Raw genomic sequence first — 22,436 nt, 5'->3', positions numbered from 1 at the left:
TTATAATTTCTATTTTGAATGTAAAGGGGTAGATTTCATGTCATTGAGAGACGAAGCTTTAGAAATGCATAGACGCAATAAAGGGAAACTTGCAGTATCACCTAAAGTTAAAGTAACGAACAAAGAAGAATTAAGTCTAGCTTATTCACCAGGTGTAGCAGAACCTTGTAAAGAAATTCATGAAAATCCTAGAAAAGTATTCGAATATACAATGAAAAGTAATACAGTTGCTGTAGTAACAGATGGGACTGCTGTTTTAGGATTAGGTAATATTGGGGCAGAAGCGAGTATTCCGGTTATGGAAGGTAAATCTGTATTATTTAAAAGCTTCTCAGGTGTAGATAGTGTACCAATTGCTTTAAATACGACAGACACTGATGAAATTGTCAATACAGTTAAATTACTTGAGCCAAACTATGGCGGTATTAACCTAGAAGATATTTCAGCCCCACGTTGTTTTGAAATCGAAGAGCGACTAAAAAAAGAAACGAAAATTCCTGTATTCCACGATGACCAACACGGAACTGCAATCGTGACTGTAGCAGGTATGATTAATGCACTACGTATCGTTGATAAAGATTTATCTGATATTAAAGTAGTACTTAACGGTGCTGGGGCAGCAGGTATTGCTATAGTTAAATTATTATACTCTTACGGGGTCCGCGATATGATATGTGTGATTCAAAAGGCGCTATTTACGAGGGTCGTTCATTTGGTATGAATGATACGAAATCATATGTTGCGAAATGGACAAACAGAGATAAACAAGAAGGTAATTTAAGTGATATTATCGCTGATGCGGACGTATTTATCGGCGTTTCTGTAGCGGACTTATTATCAAAAGAAATGGTAGAATCCATGGCTAATGATCCAATTATCTTTGCAATGGCGAATCCAAACCCTGAAATTCACCCTGATACAGCTAAAGAAGCAGGTGCAAAAGTTATCGGTACAGGACGTTCTGATTTCCCTAACCAAATTAATAACGTACTTGCGTTCCCAGGCATCTTTAGAGGAGCTTTAGATGTTGAAGCTACTCACATAAACGAAGAAATGAAACAAGCAGCAGTTGAAGCAATCGCAGACTTGATTAAACCAGAAGAATTAAACCCTGATTATTGTATACCAGGTCCATTCGATAAACGTGTTGCGCCATCAGTAGCTAGAGAAGTTGCTAAGGCTGCGATGGAATCAGGTGTAGCACGCGTAGATGTAGATCCAGAAGAAATTTATAACAAGACGATGAAATTAACTGAGATAGACAACGGCTAATCAGTTTTATAAAATATTAAGTTGAGGCACCAATTAATATGATATGTTAATCGTATCTATTAATTGGGTTTGCCTTTTTTAAATTAAGAAAGCAATGGTTATTTTGTGGAGGTTTACTAATGTTTAAAGATTTTTTCAATAGAAGTAGTAAAAAGAAAAAGTATGTAACAGTATCGGATTCTAATCAAAGTGATGTACCAGCAGGAATAATGACGAAATGCCCCAAATGTAAAAAAATAATGTATACAAAAGAATTAGCTGAAAATCTAAACGTTTGTTTTAATTGTGATCATCATATTTCATTAACAGCATATGATCGAATTGATGCGATTTCTGATGAAGGTACATTTGTAGAGTTTGATAAAGGCATGACTTCTGCAAACCCATTAGACTTTCCAAGCTATGAGGAAAAGATTCAGAAAGACCAGGGTAAAACTGATTTAAAAGAGGCAGTTGTTACAGGTACAGCTAAATTAGATGGCATTGAATATGGTGTGGCCGTAATGGATGCACGTTTCAGAATGGGGAGCATGGGCTCTGTCGTAGGTGAAAAAATTTGTCGCATCATCGAACATTGTACAGAACACCGATTACCATTTATCCTATTCTCTGCAAGTGGTGGTGCCAGAATGCAAGAAGGAATCATCTCTTTAATGCAAATGGGTAAAACAAGTGTTTCACTTAAAAAACACGCAGATGCAGGTTTACTTTATATTTCATACATTACGAACCCTACAACTGGTGGTGTTTCAGCAAGTTTCGCTTCAGTTGGAGATATCAATATTAGTGAACCGAAAGCGTTAATTGGTTTTGCTGGTCGACGCGTTATAGAACAAACTATAAATGAAAAGTTACCAGATGATTTCCAAACATCAGAATTTCTTTTAGAACACGGTCAGCTTGACATGGTTGTCCACCGTAAAGAAATGAAAGAAACACTAGCGAGTATTTTAAATATGCATCAAGAGGTGAAAACAAATGCTTGATTTTGAAAAGCCCCTATTCGAAATAAAAAATAAAATTGAATCCTTAAAAGAATCGCAAGAAAAAAATGATGTAGATTTACAAGAAGAAATAGATATGTTGGAAGCCTCGTTAGATAGAGAAACGAAGAAAGTATATACAAACTTAAAGCCATGGGATCGTGTACAATTAGCACGTTTACCAGAAAGGCCAACAACATTGGATTATATTTCTTATATTTTTGATGATTTCCTACAGTTGCATGGTGATCGTAATTTCCGTGATGACCCAGCTATGGTTGGTGGTATAGGATACCTTAATAACACGCCTGTAACTGTTATCGGTCAACAAAGAGGTAAAGATACTAAGGATAATATTTATCGAAACTTCGGGATGGCGCATCCAGAAGGTTATCGTAAGGCGTTACGTTTAATGAAACAAGCTGAAAAGTTTAATCGTCCTATCTTTACTTTCATCGATACGAAAGGTGCGTACCCAGGGAAAGCCGCCGAAGAACGTGGCCAAAGTGAATCTATAGCTAAGAACTTAGTCGAAATGGCTTCGCTAACAGTACCAGTCATCTCAATTGTTATTGGTGAAGGTGGTAGTGGTGGTGCTTTAGGTTTAGGTATCACTAATCGCGTACTGATGCTTGAAAATAGTACATATTCTGTAATTTCTCCTGAAGGTGCTTCTGCATTACTGTGGAAAGATAGTAATTTAGCTAAGATTGCCGCAGAAACGATGAAAATCACTGCACCTGATTTATATGATTTAAATATTGCAGATGAAGTTATAAATGAACCGCTTGGTGGAGCGCATCACGATGTAGAAACACAAGCCCAATCAATTAAATCAACTTTTGAAAAACACCTAAAAGAATTAAACACTTTATCTAAAGATCAGTTGATAGAAGATAGATATAATAAATTCAGACAAATTGGTGACTATATAGAAGAATCATAATATTTGAGATAACCCCCTATGCACTTATGTGCATAGGGGGTGTGTTTCTATTTAAGATGATGACCATTTAGTATAAATTGGTTTACTTCATTTTGTAAAAAAGGTTCGATCTGTTCGTCGTGTAAACTGTTTAGATTTATTAAATAAAAGGTAAATGATAAGTGTGAAGTTAAAAGATTTCACTTCCTAATAAGCAACCGCTTACTTTGTGAAAATCGTGTGAAAACTTGTTGTTAAAACGTTTTAATATATTTAAATAATCTATATTGATGGCACCACATAATAAATTATGGTATTTTTATTATAAGAAAATATGTAAGAAAGGTATGTCGTCATGAAAAAAATAGCAGTCTTGACTAGTGGTGGAGATTCACCAGGAATGAATGCGGCTGTAAGAGCTGTGACGCGTAAAGCGATTTACAATAACATTGAAGTTTATGGTGTATACCAAGGCTATCAAGGGTTATTGAATGACAATATTGAAAAGTTAGAACTCGGTTCTGTTGGTGATACGATACAACGTGGCGGTACTTTTTTATATTCCGCGAGATGTCCTGAATTTAAAGATGCGGATGTGCGTAAAAAGGGTATCGAAAACCTTCGTAAACGCGATATCGAAGGTCTTGTCGTAATTGGTGGAGACGGTAGTTATCGTGGGGCACAACGTATCAGTGAGGAATGTAAAGAAATTCAAACGATTGGTGTTCCAGGCACAATCGATAACGACATTAACGGTTCTGACTTTACAATTGGATTTGATACAGCTTTAAATACTATCATTGATAGTGTCGACAAGATTCGTGACACAGCCTCAAGTCATGCTCGTACATTTATTATTGAAGTGATGGGGCGTGATTGTGGTGATTTAGCTCTTTGGGCAGGACTTTCTGTTGGTGCAGAAACAATTATCTTACCTGAAGTAAATGTAGATATTAAAGACGTTGCTGAAAAAATCGACAACGGTATCAAACGTGGTAAGAAACATTCAATCGTTATGGTAGCCGAAGGTTGCATGTCTGGAGAAGCATGTGCGAAAGAATTATCAAAATATATTAACATCGATACGCGTGTTTCTGTATTAGGACATATACAACGTGGTGGTAGCCCAAGTGGTGCTGATCGAGTATTAGCCTCACGTTTAGGTGGCCATGCTGTTGAATTATTACTATCAGGAAAAACAGCTGTAGGTGTAGGCATAATGAATAACGAATTAACAGACACACCTTTCGATGAGATTTTTAATGCTAAAAATCAAAAATTCGAACATTCAATTTATAATTTAGCAAAAGAATTATCTATTTAATCATACTGGGAGGCATTAATAATGAGAAAGACTAAAATTGTTTGTACTATAGGACCAGCTTCAGAATCAGAAGAAATGTTAGAAAAGTTAATGAAAGCAGGCATGAACGTTGCAAGATTAAACTTTTCACATGGTGATCATGCTGAGCATAAAGCGAGAATCGATTCAATTCGAAAAGTAGCTGATAAGTTAGGTAAGACAGTAGCTATCTTATTAGATACTAAAGGTCCAGAAATTCGTACGCATAACATGAAAGACGGTGCTATTGAACTTGAAAAGGGCACTGAAGTTATCGTGAGTATGACTGAAGTAGAAGGTACACCAGAAAAATTCTCAGTAACATATGACAATCTTATTAATGATGTAGATGAAGGCTCATATATTTTATTAGATGACGGTTTAATTGAATTACAAGTTAAGCAAATTAATAAAGATAAAGGCGAAGTACTATGTGATGTATTAAATAGTGGTGAGCTTAAAAATAAAAAAGGCGTTAACTTACCAGGTGTTAAAGTAAGTTTACCAGGTATTACTGATAAGGATGCTGAAGATATCAAGTTCGGTATTAGTGAAAACATCGACTTTATCGCAGCAAGCTTTGTACGCCGTCCAAGTGATGTATTAGATATTCGTAAATTATTAGAAGAACAAAATAATAAAAATATCAGTATTATTCCAAAAATTGAAAACCAAGAAGGTATTGATAACATTGAAGATATCTTAGAAGTCGCTGATGGCTTAATGGTTGCTCGTGGTGACATGGGTGTAGAAATTCCTCCAGAATCAGTGCCAATGGTTCAAAAAGACCTAATTAGACAATGTAACAAATTAGGTAAACCAGTTATCACTGCTACGCAAATGTTAGACTCAATGCAACGTAACCCACGTGCAACACGTGCTGAAGCAAGTGACGTAGCGAACGCTATTTACGACGGTACAGATGCAGTTATGCTTTCAGGTGAAACAGCTGCCGGTCAATATCCAGAAGAAGCCGTTAAAACTATGAGTAACATTGCCATCTCAGCAGAAGGCGCACAAGATTATAAGAAATTATTATCTGATCGCACGAACTTAGTAGAAACTTCTTTAGTTAATGCAATCGGTGTTTCAGTTGCTCATACTGCATTAAACTTAAATGTAAAAGCTATCGTAGCAGCTACTGAAAGTGGTTCTACAGCGCGTACAATTTCAAAATATCGTCCACATTCTGACATCATTGCAGTTACACCAAGCCATGAAACTGCACGTCAATGTGAATTAGTGTGGGGGATCCATCCAGTAGTTAAAGAAGGACGTAAGACAACTGACGCATTATTAAACAATGCAGTTGCGACAGCAGTTGAAACTGAAAAAGTTCAAAACGGTGATTTAATCATTATTACAGCAGGTGTTCCTACTGGTGAAAAAGGAACTACAAACATGATGAAACTTCACTTAGTAGGTGATGAAATTGCTAAAGGCCAAGGTATTGGTAGAAATTCTGTAGTAGGTACAACAATGGTTGTTGATAAAGCGAGTGAACTTGAAGGTAAAGATTTATCCGAAACAGTTATCGTGACTTCTTCAGTCGACGAATCATTCGTACCTTATATTGAAAAAGCAGTAGGGCTAATTACTGAAGAAAATGGCATCACTTCACCAAGCGCAATTATTGGATTAGAAAATGGTATTCCAACAGTTGTGGGCGTTGAAAATGTAGCAAATGTTGTTAAAAACAATTCACTTGTTACTGTTGATGCAAATCATGGTAAGATATTTGAAGGTTACGCAAACGTACTTTAATCATAAGTTTAGAGAAGAAACTATATATTAAACGAATAAATTAAATTGATATCGATGATTTCTAGAGTTGGAGTTCTAGGAATCATCGATTTTTTATAGTAATAAGTATTAGATATGTGTTGATGATGACGATAAATATTTTTGTATTTATATCAAAAGCTAATGCATTAGATTAAAAAAACGCATTTACAAACACAAGTATTTAACGAGTGTCTGTAAATGCGCTAACTAGATATTATTATTTTTTGTCTTCTTTCAGTGCCATTTTTTTATATCGTATATACATTAGGATTAAAATGATAAACCAAATAGGTGTTAAGTAAATTGCGATTCTTGTTTCTGTATTTACAAATAACAAGCAGAATACTAAGAAGAAGAATGCTAAAATAATGTAAGCAACATATTTACCACCTGGTAATTTGAATTCCAATTGTTTATGAGCATTTGGATTTTGTCTATGGTAGTTAATGTAAGCTACCATAATCAATGACCAAACTACTAAGAATAATACAGTGGAAACGGTTGTTACATATGTGAATACTAATGTTGCATTTGGAATAATGTAGTTTAACAATGCTGCTATTAACAATAATGCACAAGAAACAAAAATTGCTGTGTGCGGTACACCGTTTTTATTTGTTTTAGAAAAATGCGGTGGTGCTTGATTTTTCTTTGATAAACCAAATAACATACGGCTATTTGAGAATATACCACTGTTACATGATGAAGCCGCGGCTGTTAACACTACAAAGTTAATGATTCCGGCAGCAAATGGAATTCCAATCAATGCAAATAGTCTAACGAATGGACTCTCTTCCGGATTCATTTCATTCCATGGAATGATAGACATAATTACTGCAAGTGAACCAACATAAAACACTAAAATTCGCACTGGAACATTATTCACTGCTTTTGGAATTGTAGTTTTTGGATCTTTCGTCTCACCGGCAGTTACACCGATTAATTCGATACCTACAAATGAGAATAACGCCATTTGGAATGACATCATAAATCCGCTAATACCTTTCGGGAAAATACCATTATCGTATAAATGCGTCATAGATGCGTGACCAAATTGTGTTTTGAATCCGAGAATGATCATCACTGCCCCGACAATAATTAATGCTAAAATTGTTATAATCTTAATAAGTGAAAACCAAAATTCTAACTCACCGAATAACTTCGCGCTAAATAAGTTTAATGACATTAAGACTAATACACAAAATAGTGCACTTAGCCAGTTTGGAATATGTGGAAACCAAAAGCTCACATACTTTGCAACGGCTGTCACTTCTGCCATGCCGGTAATAATCCAACATAACCAGTACGTCCAACCAGTGACAAACCCTGCAAACGAACCAATATATTCATTGGTAATGTCAGCAAATGATTTGAAATTGGTATTTTTTACTAAAATTTCTCCCAAACCACGCATAAACATAAATAGCATAAATCCAATTATTATGTAGGTAAGTAATATAGAGGGACCGGTTAAAGCGATTGTTTGACCTGCTCCTAAAAATAATCCAGTTCCAATTGCTCCCCCAATTGCAATCAACTGGATATGTCGATTACTTAGTTCTCTTTGTAATTGATTTTTTGCCATATGCATAACTCCTTTATCTAGTTAATTATTATTATGCTATTTGAAGTTAAATAAAACAACTATTTTCTATATACAAGATTTCTGAAATTTAAAAATACCTTAATAATTAGTTATTAATCATGATAACGAATTAAAAAGGTATAAAAATTGATGTGAAGTCAAATACATACTAAAATAGAGTCATAAGGACGAAAACGTGCATAACGTTTGATAAGGCATATGATGTATGATTTTATTTATGATGAAACACAATTAATCCAATTGTTCAATAATTATTCACAAATTACGAATGATTGGATATAATGGTAGCTGAAAGCCATTTCATAATGAAATAGAAAAGGGGAATTTATATATGGCAGAGTTAAAAAAAGGTTTAGAAGGGGTAATCGCCGCTGAAACCAAAGTGAGTTCTATCATTGATAGCCAATTAACTTACGCTGGATATGATATCGATGATTTAGCTCAAAATGCAGAATTTGAAGAAGTTATCTTCTTATTATGGCATTACCGATTACCTAATAAAGAAGAATTACAAGATCTTAAAGAAAAGCTACATGAGTACATGACGCTTAACCCTCGAGTATATAGCCACTTTAAAGAATACTCGACTTCTAAGGTTCACCCTATGACTGCTTTGAGAACATCAGTGTCATATATAGCACATTTTGATTCAGATGCTGACGAAGAAAGCGAAGATTTTACAATGGATCGTGCAATTAAAATCCAAGCAAAAATGGCATCACTTGTAACTGCGTATGCACGCACAAGACAAGATAAAGAAATCGTTAAACCTAATAAAGATTTAAACTATGCTGGTAACTTCTTATACATGTTACGTGGTGAATTACCAAGTGACATCGAAGTAGAAGCATTTAACAAAGCATTAGTTTTACATGCAGACCACGAATTAAATGCATCTGCTTTCACAGCGAGATGTGCAGTTTCATCATTATCAGATATGTATTCTGGTATCGTTGCAGCTGTTGGTTCTTTAAAAGGACCTTTACACGGTGGTGCAAACGAACGTGTTATGAGCATGTTAACTGAAGTTGGTTCAATCGATAATGTTGATAGCTATATTAACAAGAAGATTGAAAATAAAGAAAAAATCATGGGATTCGGTCACCGCGTATACAAAGATGGAGACCCTCGTGCAAAATACTTAAAAGAAATGAGTAAGAAAATCACAGGCGAAACTGGTCAAAGTGAATTATTTGATATCTCTGTTGCAATTGCGGATAAGATGAAAGAAGAAAAAGGTTTAATTCCAAATGTCGACTTCTTTAGTGCAACAGTTTACCATAGTTTAAATATTGAACATGACTTGTTCACACCAATATTCGCAGTAAGTCGTACATCAGGTTGGATTGCACATATCTTAGAACAATATAGAGATAATAAAATTATGCGTCCAAGAGCAAACTATATTGGTGAAACTAATAGAACATATGAACCTATTGAAAATAGATAACATTTGATTGATTTGCGTACTTTAGTGGTATGCAATATATGAGTGCTGAATGATTTCAGCGTTAAATTATTGATTCAATAGTTAATATAAGAAATTTAAACACGGAGGTTATTTACATGTCAGGTGAAAAAGTTACAAAAACAAATGAAGGTTTAACAGTACCAAATAATCCAATTATTCCATTTATTATCGGTGACGGAATCGGACCAGATATTTGGAAAGCAGCAAGTCGTGTTATTGATGCAGCTGTTGAAAAAGCTTATAACGGTGAAAAGAAAATCGAATGGAAAGAAGTATTAGCTGGTCAAAAAGCTTACGATGAAACTGGCGAATGGTTACCAAAAGAAACACTTGATACGATTGAAGAGTACTTAATCGCAATCAAAGGACCTTTAACAACTCCAATCGGTGGCGGTATTCGTTCATTAAACGTTGCTTTACGTCAAGAGTTAGATTTATTTACTTGCTTACGCCCAGTACGTTGGTTCCAAGGCGTACCTTCTCCAGTTAAACGTCCAGAAGATACTGATATGGTTATTTTCCGTGAAAATACAGAAGATATTTATGCTGGTATCGAATTTAAAGAAGGTACTCCAGAAGCTAAGAAATTAATTGATTTCTTACAAAATGAAATGGGTGCTACTAATATTAGATTCCCAGAAACTTCAGGTATTGGTGTGAAACCAGTATCTAAAGAAGGAACTGAACGTTTAGTACGTGCGGCTATTCAATATGCAATTGATAATAACCGTAAATCAGTTACTTTAGTACACAAAGGTAACATCATGAAATTCACTGAAGGTGCATTCAAACAATGGGGCTACGATTTAGCTCAAAACGAATTCGGCGACAAAGTCTTCACTTGGCAACAATATGACAAAATTGTTGAAGAAGAAGGTAAAGACAAAGCAAACGAAGTACAAGAGCAAGCTGAAAAAGAAGGTAAGATCATTATCAAAGATTCAATCGCTGATATCTTCTTACAACAAATCTTAACTAGACCAGCTGACCACGATGTAGTTGCTACAATGAACTTAAACGGTGACTATGTATCAGATGCATTAGCTGCACAAGTTGGCGGTATCGGAATTGCTCCAGGTGCTAACATTAACTATGAAACTGGTCACGCTATTTTCGAAGCAACACACGGTACAGCTCCAAAATATGCTGATTTAGATAAAGTTAACCCTTCATCAGAATTATTAAGTGCTACTTTAATGTTAGAACATTTAGGTTGGCAAGAAGCAGCTGATAAGATTACAGCTTCAATTGAAAAAACAATTGCTTCTAAAGTTGTAACTTATGACTTTGCCCGCTTAATGGATGGTGCGAAAGAAGTTAAAACTTCAGAGTTTGCTGATGAATTAATTAAAAACCTATAATAGATACGGTTACCAAATATATTAAGTTATTAAACTGAAGGTCTGAGATATAAATTGCTCCGACCATGAGATAAAGAGTCTGAGACACCTATTTTTGTCTCAGGCTCTTTTCTTTTTGATTTAAGATACAAAGGATATTGATTTAGTGGTTGTTACCTTTAAGGTTCAGATTATTTTTTAAAATAGATATACTAATATTATTAATTGTTACAATACTTTGGTTAGAAGTATATATAGCAAAAGTGAAAAGGGTTAAATAATATTGTGTAGTGTATAGGTTTGGTTATTCTAAGTAATCAATGTTAAGATATCATTAAATGATTGTTTTGTAGATATGTAGTGCAATATAGCTAAGTAAACTCAAATTAATTCGAAGTAAAATTACATTTTATTTATAAATACTCAATAAACATAAAAAGTTGTTGGAAGTATTAAGATTATGTAAAATCGTTATAAATTATGTTATTTTTATTAAAATTTGAGTTATACTGTATTCGTAAACCACAAATATGGAGGTACACTATGTCACAGAAAGTACTTGTAGTAGATGATGAGCAGTCAATTGTAACCTTGTTAAAATATAATTTAGAACAAGCAGGATACATAGTTGATGTAGCATATGATGGGGAAGAAGCTTTAGATAAAGTAAATACATCTAATCCAGAACTTGTCGTACTGGATGTTATGCTACCTAAAAAAGATGGAATTGAAGTTTGTAAAACAATTAGATCAGATAAGAACTTAGTTCCAATTTTAATGCTTACAGCAAAAGATGATGAGTTTGACAGGGTTCTAGGTCTTGAGCTCGGTGCAGACGATTATATGACTAAACCGTTTTCTCCAAGAGAAGTTGTGGCAAGAGTCAAGGCAATACTAAGACGTTCTGCGATGATCAATGAAGCTAAAACCGTTGAAAGTGATGAAGCAGATATTATTATTGGCTCGATTCGTATACGTCCTGAATACTTCGAAGTATATCGAGACGAAGAATTATTAGAATTAACGCCGAAGGAATTTGAGTTATTACTTTATCTAATTGAAAGACAAGGAAGAGTAATAACACGAGAACATATGTTGAACTCAGTTTGGAACTATGAGTTCGCAGGAGATTCACGAATTGTGGATGTACATATTAGTCATTTAAGAGATAAATTAGAAGAAAATCCTAAACAACCAAAACTTATAAAAACTGTGAGAGGTTTAGGATATAAGTTGGAAAGACCTAAAGCCTAATGCTCAAGTTTCACCAACGACTCTTACTATTATTATGTACAATTGTCATTTTGAGCTTTATTGCTCTAGGCGGTATTATATCTCATGTGATATATGATACGGTGACAATGAGTCAACAAGGTGATTTAGAACATCAAGCAAAGCATTTTGCAAGTTTATATGACCATGACAAACAACGCGAAATTCAAGATGTTGCAAAAAATAAGCGACTCACTGTAGTAATAAAGCAAAAAAACGAAGACAATGAAATTTTTTCCACAAAACAAGGGTTACCTATCAATGAGCATATTAATAATGCAGCAAATCCTTCGAATTTAATCTACGATAAGGTAGATGATGACAATCGATATACTTATAAAACACCTATTAACCATTACGATGTTTTAATCACAGGAGTTAATAATAATATTTTAGCTTTACAAATTCAGGTTTGGAAATATACAGGTTTGATTGGCATATTTGTATTATTTATTATTTTCTTTGTGGTACGTAGTATAAACCGAACTTATATACGTCCAATCAACGAAGTAACTTATGCGACTAATTTATTAACTGAAGGGTACTATCATGTCCGTGTACCTGAAAGTAATGTTAAAGAAACACGCGAACTTTTTGTTACAACGAATGAATTAGCACGTAAATTACAAACGTTAAACCATAAACAAAAGTTACAGTCTAATCGATTGAAGACGACGGTTGAAAATATTCCAAGTTCGATATTAATGATTGATCGTTATGGAGAAGTTGTAGTCGCTAACAAATCATATTATGAAGTATTTACACCGGAAGCAACGGTGGAAAATAAAAACTATAATGATTTTATCAACCCTAAGATACAAAAGTTAATTTCAGAGACATTTAAAGTTGAAAAACCTATTTATGATCAAATTGAATTGAAGATTGATCAAGTTCATGAAAAATACTTTGACGCGGCATGCGTGCCGATTTTATCTAAATCACGAAAAAATTTATATGGTATGGTTGTCGTACTACACGATATTACTAACTTAAAGAAATTAGAAAATTTACGTCGAGAATTCGTAGCAAATGTATCTCATGAGTTGAAAACACCGATTACTTCGATTAAAGGTTTTGCTGAAACTTTACTTGATGGCGCTAAAAATGATGAACAAACGCTGACAGATTTCTTAAAAATTATCTCCAAAGAATCGGATCGAATAGAAACTTTAGTATTTGATTTACTAGATCTTTCACATATTGAACAACAAACTGAAATTGAAACAGATTTAATTAGTTTGTCAGATATAGCTGAGTCAACAATCGAAAATATGTATACAATCGCAGAAGAAAAAGATATTTCGATAATAAATCAAATTCATCCTGATATTGTAATAGATGCAAATAAAGACAAAGTTTCTCAAGTTGCTGTAAACTTATTATCAAATGCTATTAGTTATTCTAAAACAGGTAGCGAAGTCATCGTCAGAGTCTTTAAAGAAGGTAACAAACGCATGTTGGAAGTTGAGGACTTTGGTATTGGTATTAGTGAAGAAGATCAGAACCACATCTTCGAACGCTTTTATCGTGTTGATAAAGCGAGAAGTCGAGATTCAGGTGGCACAGGGTTAGGATTATCAATAACAAAACATATTATGGAGGCGCATAATGGCCGAATAAATGTTTATAGTGTGCCAAATGAAGGTTCTACATTCAGAGTGACTTTCTTTGAAAACGAAGATTAGACTAACTACAAATTAACATTAGAAAAGGCTGGAACATTTTAATGTTTCAGCCTTTTTATTATAAATCTTTCATGAGAAGAATATGAGTAACGTTTATAGATAGATTCAATGAACTCTACAAGTGTTCAAGGATTATATATGATAAAATATAAGATAAATATGTGTTGGAGGTTAATTATAGTGAATAAATTAGTCTTAATTGATGGTAATAGTTTAAGCTTTAGAGCATTTTATGCATTACCACTGCTACAAAATAAAGCTGGCATTCATACAAATGCAATATACGGTTTTGCAATGTTGCTTGAAAAAATTTTAAAAGAAGAACAGCCTACACATTTCTTAGTGGCATTCGATGCTGGTAAAACTACTTTTAGACATGAAACGTATGGTGAATACAAAGGCGGACGTCAAAAGACGCCACCAGAGTTAAGTGAGCAATTCCCATATGTGCGCCAATTATTAGATGCATATCAAATTAAGCGTTATGAATTAGAAAATTACGAAGCTGATGACATCATCGGTACATTAAGTACAAAGGCAAGTAATGAAAATTTTGAGACGATCATTATTACGGGCGATCGAGATTTAACGCAACTTGCTACAGATAATGTAACGATTTATTACACTAAAAAAGGTGTGACTGATGTCGATCACTATACGCCTCAATTTATCGCTGAAAAATATGATGGGTTAGAACCGAAACAAATTATTGATATGAAAGGTTTAATGGGAGACACTTCAGATAACATACCAGGTGTTGCTGGTGTAGGTGAAAAGACCGCTATTAAATTATTAAAGCAATTTTCAACTGTAGAAAATGTCTATGACAATATTGATGATGTATCAGGTAAAAAACTAAAAGAGAAATTAGCCAATAGTAAAGATGATGCGTTAATGAGTAAAGAGCTTGCAACCATTAATGTAGAAAGTCCAGTTGAAGTATCATTAGCGGATACAAAATTACCGGTCGAACCAGATACAAATGACAAGATTGAATTATTCAAGAAATTAGAATTCAAACAGTTGTTAGATCAAATGGATGCACAAAGTGAAACGCAAGACACAGAAGCAAAGGAAATTAGCGTTATAACTGAGTTTAATGACGTAGATTTTAATAAGCTAACTTCTGCCGCGATACATTTTGAAATTGACGGTATCAACTATTTAAAAGAAGACATTTTAAAATTCGGACTGTTCGATGGTACAAATCATTACGTTATCGATGCAAAACAAATTAATGAGTACCCTCAATTAGTTCAATGGTTAGAAAGTGATAAAACTGAAAAAATCGTTTATGATGCGAAGAAAACTTATGTGGCAGCACACCGCTTAGAGATTGACGTGAAAAATATTCAATTTGATATTATGTTGGCGAGTTATATTATTGATCCATCTCGAAGTATCGATGATGTGCACTCAGTAGTAACACATTTCGGTCAACATTACGTGCAATCCACTGTCTCGATTTACGGTAAAGGTAAGAAGCGTCAAGTTCCAGAAGATGAGACATTAAATTATCACATTGCTACGATTACTGAGGCAATATCTGAATCTCAAAAATATATGGAACAACAATTAGAAGAATACAACCAAACTGATTTACTTAATGATTTAGAGTTACCATTGGCTCGCATTTTAAGCAAAATGGAAGAGATTGGTATTTACACTGATGTTGATGATTTGAAACAAATGGAACAAGAAATCCAAAGTAAATTAGACGTCTTAATTGATAATATATACGAAGCAGCAGGTGAATCATTTAATATTAACTCACCAAAACAATTAGGTGTCGTGTTATTTGAAACTTTAAAACTACCAGTAATTAAAAAGACCAAAACTGGATATTCTACGGCAGTAGATGTGCTAGAACAATTACAAGGTGAACATCCAATCATTGATCACATCTTAGAATATCGTCAACTATCAAAGTTACAATCTACGTATGTAGAAGGGTTACAGAAAGTAATTAGTGATGATCAACGCATACACACACGCTTTAACCAGACGTTAGCACAAACGGGAAGATTATCATCAATCGATCCAAATTTACAAAACATTCCAGTTCGTCTAGAAGAAGGTAGAAAAATTAGAAAAGCATTCAAATCAACAGATAAAAATAATGTAATTTTCTCAGCGGACTATTCACAAATTGAATTACGCGTATTAGCGCATATTACCCAAGATGAAAGCATGAAGAAAGCATTCATAAATGATGAAGATATTCATACGGCTACGGCAATGAAAGTATTTGGCGTTGACGCTGATGAAATTGATTCAAATATGCGTAGACAAGCAAAAGCTGTAAACTTCGGTATAGTTTACGGAATTAGTGATTATGGTTTAAGTCAAAGTTTAGGCATTACGCGTAAAGCAGCTAAAAAATTTATAGATGATTATTTAGATAGTTTCCCAGGCGTTAAACAATATATGGAAGATGTCGTAAAAGACTGTAAAGCACAAGGCTTTGTAGAAACATTGCTTCATCGACGTCGTTATATTCCAGATATTACAAGTCGAAACTTTAATTTAAGAAGTTTTGCGGAAAGAACTGCAATGAACACACCAATTCAAGGTAGCGCTGCAGATATTATTAAATTAGCCATGGTGAACTTTGATCGTGAAATTGAGAAAACAGATTTTAATGCTAAATTATTATTGCAAGTTCATGACGAATTAATTTTCGAAATTCCTAAAGATGAGGTCGAATCATTCGAACCATTTATTGAAGAAATTATGGATAATGCTTTAAAATTAGATGTCCCACTCAAAGTAGAATCAAGCTATGGACAAACGTGGTACGATGCAAAATAGAAAGTAGGTCAATATATGCCTGAATTACCAGAAGTAGAACATGTTAAAAGAGGCATTAAGCCTTTTGCCAAAGGTCAAAAAATAGAGTCTATTACTTACTCTGATAAAGTGCAAGAAGGTAAAGCTGCAAATAAAGAGACGATTATTAAAGGTTTAGAATTGGATACGTTTAAAACGTTTACCGAACAATATATCATTACTGATATAGAAAGAAGAAGTAAATATATTGTCTTTTATTTAGAAAAAGATGGCGATCAGAGAATATTGCTAAGCCATTTAGGCATGGCAGGTGGTTTCTTTGTTGTTGATGAGCTAGAGGATATTGGAAATGCGAATTATCGTAAACACTGGCATGTCATTTTTCAATTAGATAATCATAAACTATTAGTATATTCAGATATAAGACGATTTGGAGAAATACGCAATTTACCTTCATTTGATGCGTATCCATCATTTTTAGAAATAGCACCTGAACCATTTGATGAAGAAGCACTGCCACATTACATGGCTTGTTACGACAAGTCCTATTATCAAAATAAACCTATTAAACAAATGATTCTTGACCACCGCGTCATTGCAGGTTGTGGTAATATATATGCTTGTGAGGCATTATTCCGTGCAGGTATTCATCCTGCGACCCTACCTAATGATTTAAATCATCAACAACGAGAAATGCTTTTCTATTATGTTCGTGAAGTACTTCAAGCGGGTATAGATAGTGGAGGTACAAGCATTTCCGATTACCTTCATGCAGATGGTAGTAAAGGGACAATGCAATTACATTTGAACGTATATAAACAAAAATACTGTAAAGTATGTGGTAATGAAATAGAAACAGCGGTAATAGGGGGACGAAATAGTCATTTTTGCCCTCATTGCCAGAATTAAGGAGAGATGAGTCATGCCAAAAGTTATAGGCTTAACAGGGGGAATTGCTACTGGCAAATCAACAGTAGCCGAATTATTAGAAATTCATGGTTTTAAAATAGTAGATGCTGATACAGCTTCGCGTCAAGCAGTGGAAAAAGGGTCCCCTGGACTTAATCAAGTTAAAGAAAAGTTTGGAGACGAAGCCATTGATGAAGATGGCAATATGAATCGTGCATATGTAGGTGACATTGTATTTAACCAACCAGAAAAACGATTGGAATTAAATGAAATTGTACATCCAATTGTTCGCGAAATCATGGAACGTGAAAAACAACAATATTTAGATGCTGGTCAAGATGTTATTATGGATATCCCATTATTATTCGAAAATGACTTACAAAATACTGTTGATGAAGTATGGTTAGTTTATACTTCAGAGAGTATTCAAATAGATCGTTTAATGGAACGCAATGATTTATCAATGGAAGATGCAAAAGCAAGGGTCTATAGTCAAATGTCTATTGATAAAAAGCGTCGTATGGCTGATCACGTTATCGATAACAGAGATTCAAAATTAGAATTAAAACAAAATTTAGAACGTCTATTAGTAGAACAAGGATATTTACAATCTTCTGAAGAAGATAATGAATCAGTATAACTTTAATAATTTTAATGAGCGAGACAGAAATCTATAGTTTAGTCGTAGATTTCGTTGTCTCGCTTTTTTTATTTTAAAGGTGAAACGGTATTAATTGCTTTGAATATGTCATACTAATTTAAAATAAGGAGTAATTTTAAGCTTCTTATAGCAATGCATATAATTTTTTAAAAATCAATATAAAGCCCGACAGAAAAGTGAAATGAAAAATTTTACTTTAATAAGAAAACGCTTTCTAAAATGTATTATTTTATGCTATACTATTTTTTGTAAAGTATAACACATAAACGAGGAGTGCTATCAATGGCGACAAATATTGCAATTAATGGGATGGGAAGAATCGGACGTATGGTGCTACGCATCGCTTTAAAAAAGGATGATTTAAATTTAGTAGCAATCAACGCGAGCTATCCTCCAGAAACAATTGCTCATCTTATTAACTTTGATACTACACACGGAAAATTTGATTTAACTGCTGAACCAACTGAAGATGGTATTAAAGTAGGAGATCAACAAATTAAGTTAATTTCTGAAAGAGATCCTGAAAAATTACCTTGGGATGAACTAAATGTTGATTTAGTTATCGAAGCAACAGGTAAATTTAACCATGGTGATAAAGCCGATGCACATGTTAAAGCAGGTGCGAAGAAAGTATTACTTACAGGCCCTTCTAAAGGCGGTAAAGTTCAAATGGTTGTTAAAGGCGTAAATAATGACCAATTAGATACTGAAACTTATGATATCTTCAGTAACGCATCATGTACTACAAATTGTATTGGTCCCGTTGCTAAAGTATTAAATGATCAATTTGGCATTCAAAATGGATTAATGACTACAGTTCATGCAATTACAAATGATCAGAACAATATTGATAACCCACATAAAGATTTACGTCGTGCACGTTCATGTAATGAAAGTATTATTCCAACATCTACTGGTGCAGCTAAAGCGCTCAAAGAAGTGTTACCTGAATTAGAAGGTAAATTACACGGTATGGCATTAAGAGTTCCTACTAAAAATGTTTCTTTAGTAGATCTTGTTGTAGATTTAGATAAAAATGTTACTGTTGAAGAAGTTAACCAAGCATTTAAAGATAACGATCTTGGTGACGTAATTTCAACTGAAGATGCACCATTAGTTTCAATGGACTTCAATACAAATCCATACTCAGCTATCATCGATACACAAAGTACAATGGTGATGGAAGATAATAAAGTTAAAGTTATTGCTTGGTACGATAATGAATGGGGTTACTCAAATAGAGTAGTTGAAGTTGCGCAACAAATTGGTGAATTAATTAAATAAAATGAATGTTTTCTTAAACATAAAGATATTTGAAACATAATGTACTCAAACAGGTAAAAAGCAATTTCTATTGAAATAATATAGAAATTGCTTTTTTCATATATTAAATTATTTTTAGCATTAAGTTTACTGATGTTATAACAAATGTCTCACCATATGTATGGTAAAAATATTAAAATGATAACCTTTAAAGTTTAAATAGTTTCACTCTATGGAGTGAATAACTTTTGAATATTAATCACAAATAGTCATTCTTTTGTGTCATAGACATTTATAGTATAATGTAAGTTAATCAAATTGAGAGGGTGATAATTCGGTGAAGTGCCCGAAATGTAATTCGACGCATTCTCGTGTTGTGGACTCTAGACATGCGGATGAAGTGAATGCGATTCGACGCAGAAGAGAATGTGAAACATGTGAAACGCGTTTTACAACGTTTGAACATATAGAGAAAAGACCATTGATCGTCGTGAAAAAAGATGGCACACGCGAACAATTTTTAAGAGAGAAAATATTAAATGGTCTTGTGCGTTCATGTGAAAAAAGACCCGTGCGCTATCAAAAATTAGAAGAAATAACTGATAAAGTTGAATGGCAATTAAGAGATGCAGGGCAAGCAGAAATTTCATCTAGAGATATAGGGAATTATGTGATGGATTTATTGATGGAAGTGGATCAAGTTTCTTATGTTAGATTTGCCTCTGTATATAAAGAATTTAAAGACGTGGATCAGTTATTACAATCCATGCAAGGTATTCTTTCAGAGGATAAACGGAGTGATGATTAATGGGTTTACAATCAGAAGACTTTGGATTAAGACCACATGATAACTTTACGGTCATAAGACATTTTGATTTAACTCAACATCATTTGGATATATTAAATCGTCTGTTCACCCCTTTAACTGGCCCAAATGCGATAGGTGTTTATCATTATCTCAATCAATTCGTAGCTCAGCAATCTTCTGATGTATTAACGCATTATATTATAATGAGTGAGCTTAAAATTAATTTAATAGACTTTCGTAAAAGTATGGATTTATTGGAAGCTATCGGACTTGTTCAATCTTATGCAAAACATGATGAACAACTTTCATCTTTTGTTTATAAACTCGTTCAACCTCCGTCTGCTAAACAATTTTTTAATGATCCGATGTTATCTGTTTATTTATTTAGTGAAGTGAGTAAACAGCGTTATTTACAGTTAAAGCAATACTTCGAAACGCATGATGACGTCAATTTAGCTCAATATCAAAATATTACTCGTAAGTTTACGGATGTGTTTAAAGTACCGCGTCATTCTGTTAATGAAGATACGCAACATATTCAAGGTGAAGAAACATATGATGGAGTAGATTTGTCAGAAATTAAATTTGACTTTGAACTATTATATGACTTGTTGGAATCTCACTTTGTCAGCAAACAAATTATAACGCAAGATGCGAAGGCCTTAATTATTCAACTTGCAACTTTATATGGGTTAACGCCAGAAGCTATGAAACGGATTATTTTAAAATCTATCACGAGTGCACAAGAGTTGTCATTTGAAGAATTAAGAAAGCAAGCTAGGTCATACTATTTAATAGAACATGAACAACAATATCCATCGTTACAAGTCAAAGAAAATGACAACAAAGTGTCCATTTCACAATCGACAGATGTCACAACTCAAGAGAGTAAAGCAGATGATTGGTTAGAACAGTTAGAAACGACGAGTCCTATAGATATGCTTGTGTCATGGTCAGAGTCTGAACCAACTTTTAAACAGAAACTGATGGTCGAAGAATTAATAGAACGCGAAAAGTTGCCATTTGGTGTGATTAACATATTACTTCAGTTTGTCATGTTAAAGGAAGATATGAAACTTCCGAAGTCTTATATTTTTGAGGTAGCATCTAACTGGAAAAAATTAGGCATCAAAACGGCGAAACAAGCATATGAACATGCTAAAAAGGTAAACCAACTGAAAACAAATCAATCATCAAATGAAAAAGGAAAAGCAACTTATCGTCAACAACAATTACCTTCAAGAGAAATGACACCAAAATGGTTAGAAGAACGAGATAACCCACAATATCAAAATAAAGATACCGTTGATGAAGACTTTGAACGAGATAAAGAAGCATTTCTTAAAGAATTAAAGGAAACATGGAAGGAGGGTGATGAATGAAATCTTTCAACCAAATCATGGGTGATTCAAAGGCTTTAACAAACCGCATTGAAAAAATTAAAAAGAACGTCGTCAATAATCCCGATGTCAAAGCATTTCTTCAAGAACACCAAGCTGAAATAACAAACGCAATGATAGATGAAGATTTAAATATTTTGCAAGAATACAAAGACCAACAAAAAGTGTATGACGGCCACCGATTTGAAGATTGTCCAAACTTTGTACAGGGGCATGTTCCCGAGCTATATGTCGATCAAAACAGAATCAAAATTCGCTACTTACAATGCCCTTGTAAAGTGAAGCATGATGAAGAGAAGTTTAACGCTAGCTTAATCACCTCACATCATATGCAACGAGATACTTTAAATGCAAAGCTCGATGATATTTATTTAAAAGGTAGAGGCAGACTTAATATTGCTAAAGAAGCACATGAAATTTGTCGAAAGTTAGTTGATCAAGACGATTCTGTGAAAGGTTTATATTTATATGGACCTTTTGGTACAGGTAAATCGTTTATTTTAGGTGCCATGGCAAACCAATTAAAGTCTAAAAAGATTCCTTCAACAATTATATATACACCTGAGTTTATACGAACGTTAAAAGGCGGATTTAAAGATGGTAGTTTTGAAAAAAACTTGCAGAAAGTTCGAGAATCAAATATCTTAATGCTCGATGATATCGGAGCAGAAGAGATTACACCGTGGGTAAGAGATGAGGTTTTAGGACCGCTTCTCCATTATCGTATGGTTCAAGAACTTCCAACATTCTTCAGTTCAAATTTAAGTTTTGAAGAATTAGAGTTTCATTTATCGGTCTCTCGTGCTGGTACTGATAAAACCAAAGCGGCGAGAATTATGGAGCGCATTAAAACATTAGCAAAACCATATTTCTTAGAAGGCGAAAATTACCGGAACGATTGAAAATTATAACAAATGATGTATA

16 protein-coding genes and 1 pseudogene are annotated in these 22,436 nt (G+C 33.8%); 16 read left to right on the top strand and 1 reads right to left on the bottom strand.

Features of this window, described 5'->3' with window-relative positions; translation table 11 throughout:
• The first annotated feature begins 37 nt into the window (after window positions 1–37).
• The 5 genes and pseudogenes from QQM35_RS09635 to pyk all read left to right on the top strand — a co-directional run bounded on the left by QQM35_RS09635 (window position 38) and on the right by pyk (window position 6,286).
• Window positions 38–1,272 (top strand): annotated as a pseudogene (locus tag QQM35_RS09635) (NAD(P)-dependent malic enzyme).
• Between the two features lie 119 nt (window positions 1,273–1,391).
• Entirely contained in the window at window positions 1,392–2,258 is an 867-nt protein-coding gene (gene accD, locus QQM35_RS09630; RefSeq protein ID WP_251519926.1) for an acetyl-CoA carboxylase, carboxyltransferase subunit beta, read from the top strand.
• Window positions 2,251–3,201 carry an acetyl-CoA carboxylase carboxyltransferase subunit alpha gene (locus tag QQM35_RS09625; RefSeq protein WP_251519929.1) on the top strand — a complete coding sequence of 317 codons (951 nt, stop codon included), beginning with the start codon at window positions 2,251–2,253 and terminating at the stop codon, window positions 3,199–3,201. Before accD ends, QQM35_RS09625 begins: the two co-directional genes overlap by 8 nt.
• Before the next feature lie 334 nt (window positions 3,202–3,535).
• The gene (pfkA, locus tag QQM35_RS09620) at window positions 3,536–4,504 is read left to right on the top strand and encodes a 6-phosphofructokinase (RefSeq protein WP_251519931.1); all 969 of its coding nucleotides are present in this window, start codon (window positions 3,536–3,538) and stop codon (window positions 4,502–4,504) included.
• A 21-nt stretch (window positions 4,505–4,525) separates the two neighbouring features.
• Window positions 4,526–6,286 (top strand): pyruvate kinase, encoded by a 1,761-nt coding sequence (gene pyk, locus QQM35_RS09615; protein ID WP_251519934.1) that lies wholly within the window; start codon window positions 4,526–4,528, stop codon window positions 6,284–6,286.
• A gap of 238 nt (window positions 6,287–6,524) precedes the next feature.
• Here pyk and QQM35_RS09610 read toward each other — a convergent pair whose 3' ends face one another.
• A complete protein-coding gene (locus tag QQM35_RS09610) occupies window positions 6,525–7,892 on the bottom strand; it encodes an amino acid permease (RefSeq protein ID WP_251519937.1) in 1,368 nt (455 codons plus the stop codon).
• 352 nt (window positions 7,893–8,244) lie between these two features.
• Here QQM35_RS09610 and QQM35_RS09605 point away from each other — a divergent pair, with 352 nt between their 5' ends.
• The 11 genes from QQM35_RS09605 (at window position 8,245) to dnaI (ending at window position 22,414) form a co-directional block, all read left to right on the top strand.
• Window positions 8,245–9,363 (top strand): citrate synthase, encoded by a 1,119-nt coding sequence (locus tag QQM35_RS09605; RefSeq protein ID WP_251519940.1) that lies wholly within the window; start codon window positions 8,245–8,247, stop codon window positions 9,361–9,363.
• A gap of 116 nt (window positions 9,364–9,479) precedes the next feature.
• Complete coding sequence (gene icd / locus QQM35_RS09600) at window positions 9,480–10,745, top strand: NADP-dependent isocitrate dehydrogenase (RefSeq protein WP_251942806.1); 1,266 nt, start codon at window positions 9,480–9,482, stop codon at window positions 10,743–10,745.
• A gap of 522 nt (window positions 10,746–11,267) precedes the next feature.
• On the top strand, window positions 11,268–11,978 hold the full coding sequence (locus QQM35_RS09595) for a response regulator transcription factor (protein WP_251519946.1): 711 nt from the start codon (window positions 11,268–11,270) through the stop codon (window positions 11,976–11,978).
• Window positions 11,978–13,681, top strand: coding sequence for a two-component system histidine kinase PnpS (pnpS, locus tag QQM35_RS09590; protein WP_251519949.1), 1,704 nt, complete (start codon window positions 11,978–11,980; stop codon window positions 13,679–13,681). The genes QQM35_RS09595 and pnpS overlap by 1 nt, the downstream gene beginning before the upstream one ends.
• 180 nt (window positions 13,682–13,861) lie before the next feature.
• Window positions 13,862–16,492, top strand: coding sequence for a DNA polymerase I (polA, locus tag QQM35_RS09585; protein ID WP_251519952.1), 2,631 nt, complete (start codon window positions 13,862–13,864; stop codon window positions 16,490–16,492).
• Between the two features lie 15 nt (window positions 16,493–16,507).
• Window positions 16,508–17,380, top strand: coding sequence for a bifunctional DNA-formamidopyrimidine glycosylase/DNA-(apurinic or apyrimidinic site) lyase (mutM, locus tag QQM35_RS09580; RefSeq protein ID WP_251519955.1), 873 nt, complete (start codon window positions 16,508–16,510; stop codon window positions 17,378–17,380).
• Between the two features lie 13 nt (window positions 17,381–17,393).
• Window positions 17,394–18,020: a dephospho-CoA kinase gene (coaE, locus tag QQM35_RS09575; RefSeq protein ID WP_251519958.1), complete on the top strand. Its 627-nt coding sequence runs from the start codon at window positions 17,394–17,396 to the stop codon at window positions 18,018–18,020.
• 303 nt (window positions 18,021–18,323) lie between these two features.
• On the top strand, window positions 18,324–19,325 hold the full coding sequence (gene gap / locus QQM35_RS09570; protein ID WP_251519961.1) for a type I glyceraldehyde-3-phosphate dehydrogenase: 1,002 nt from the start codon (window positions 18,324–18,326) through the stop codon (window positions 19,323–19,325).
• A gap of 316 nt (window positions 19,326–19,641) precedes the next feature.
• The gene (gene nrdR / locus QQM35_RS09565; RefSeq protein WP_251519964.1) at window positions 19,642–20,112 is read left to right on the top strand and encodes a transcriptional regulator NrdR; all 471 of its coding nucleotides are present in this window, start codon (window positions 19,642–19,644) and stop codon (window positions 20,110–20,112) included.
• On the top strand, window positions 20,112–21,494 hold the full coding sequence (locus tag QQM35_RS09560) for a replication initiation and membrane attachment family protein (protein ID WP_342610364.1): 1,383 nt from the start codon (window positions 20,112–20,114) through the stop codon (window positions 21,492–21,494). The genes nrdR and QQM35_RS09560 overlap by 1 nt, the downstream gene beginning before the upstream one ends.
• Window positions 21,491–22,414 carry a primosomal protein DnaI gene (gene dnaI / locus QQM35_RS09555; RefSeq protein WP_251942812.1) on the top strand — a complete coding sequence of 308 codons (924 nt, stop codon included), beginning with the start codon at window positions 21,491–21,493 and terminating at the stop codon, window positions 22,412–22,414. The genes QQM35_RS09560 and dnaI overlap by 4 nt, the downstream gene beginning before the upstream one ends.
• The last annotated feature ends 22 nt before the right edge of the window (window positions 22,415–22,436 follow it).

The organism is Staphylococcus hsinchuensis (assembly GCF_038789205.1).
In the GTDB taxonomy this organism is placed as follows: Bacteria; Bacillota; Bacilli; order Staphylococcales; family Staphylococcaceae; genus Staphylococcus; species Staphylococcus hsinchuensis.
The sequence above is the reverse complement of the archived record's forward strand: the minus strand, read 5'-3'. Positions and strand labels throughout refer to the sequence as shown.

Excerpts from the sequence above, each read along its gene's own strand:
- accD (WP_251519926.1), top strand. The coding sequence starts at position 1,392 with ATGTTTAAAGATTTTTTCAATAGAAGTAGTAAAAAGAAAAAGTATGTA.
- QQM35_RS09625 (WP_251519929.1), top strand. The coding sequence starts at position 2,251 with ATGCTTGATTTTGAAAAGCCCCTATTCGAAATAAAAAATAAAATTGAA.
- pfkA (WP_251519931.1), top strand. The coding sequence starts at position 3,536 with ATGAAAAAAATAGCAGTCTTGACTAGTGGTGGAGATTCACCAGGAATG.
- pyk (WP_251519934.1), top strand. The coding sequence starts at position 4,526 with ATGAGAAAGACTAAAATTGTTTGTACTATAGGACCAGCTTCAGAATCA.
- QQM35_RS09610 (WP_251519937.1), bottom strand. The coding sequence starts at position 7,892 with ATGGCAAAAAATCAATTACAAAGAGAACTAAGTAATCGACATATCCAG.
- QQM35_RS09605 (WP_251519940.1), top strand. The coding sequence starts at position 8,245 with ATGGCAGAGTTAAAAAAAGGTTTAGAAGGGGTAATCGCCGCTGAAACC.
- icd (WP_251942806.1), top strand. The coding sequence starts at position 9,480 with ATGTCAGGTGAAAAAGTTACAAAAACAAATGAAGGTTTAACAGTACCA.
- QQM35_RS09595 (WP_251519946.1), top strand. The coding sequence starts at position 11,268 with ATGTCACAGAAAGTACTTGTAGTAGATGATGAGCAGTCAATTGTAACC.
- pnpS (WP_251519949.1), top strand. The coding sequence starts at position 11,978 with ATGCTCAAGTTTCACCAACGACTCTTACTATTATTATGTACAATTGTC.
- mutM (WP_251519955.1), top strand. The coding sequence starts at position 16,508 with ATGCCTGAATTACCAGAAGTAGAACATGTTAAAAGAGGCATTAAGCCT.
- coaE (WP_251519958.1), top strand. The coding sequence starts at position 17,394 with ATGCCAAAAGTTATAGGCTTAACAGGGGGAATTGCTACTGGCAAATCA.
- gap (WP_251519961.1), top strand. The coding sequence starts at position 18,324 with ATGGCGACAAATATTGCAATTAATGGGATGGGAAGAATCGGACGTATG.
- QQM35_RS09560 (WP_342610364.1), top strand. The coding sequence starts at position 20,112 with ATGGGTTTACAATCAGAAGACTTTGGATTAAGACCACATGATAACTTT.
- dnaI (WP_251942812.1), top strand. The coding sequence starts at position 21,491 with ATGAAATCTTTCAACCAAATCATGGGTGATTCAAAGGCTTTAACAAAC.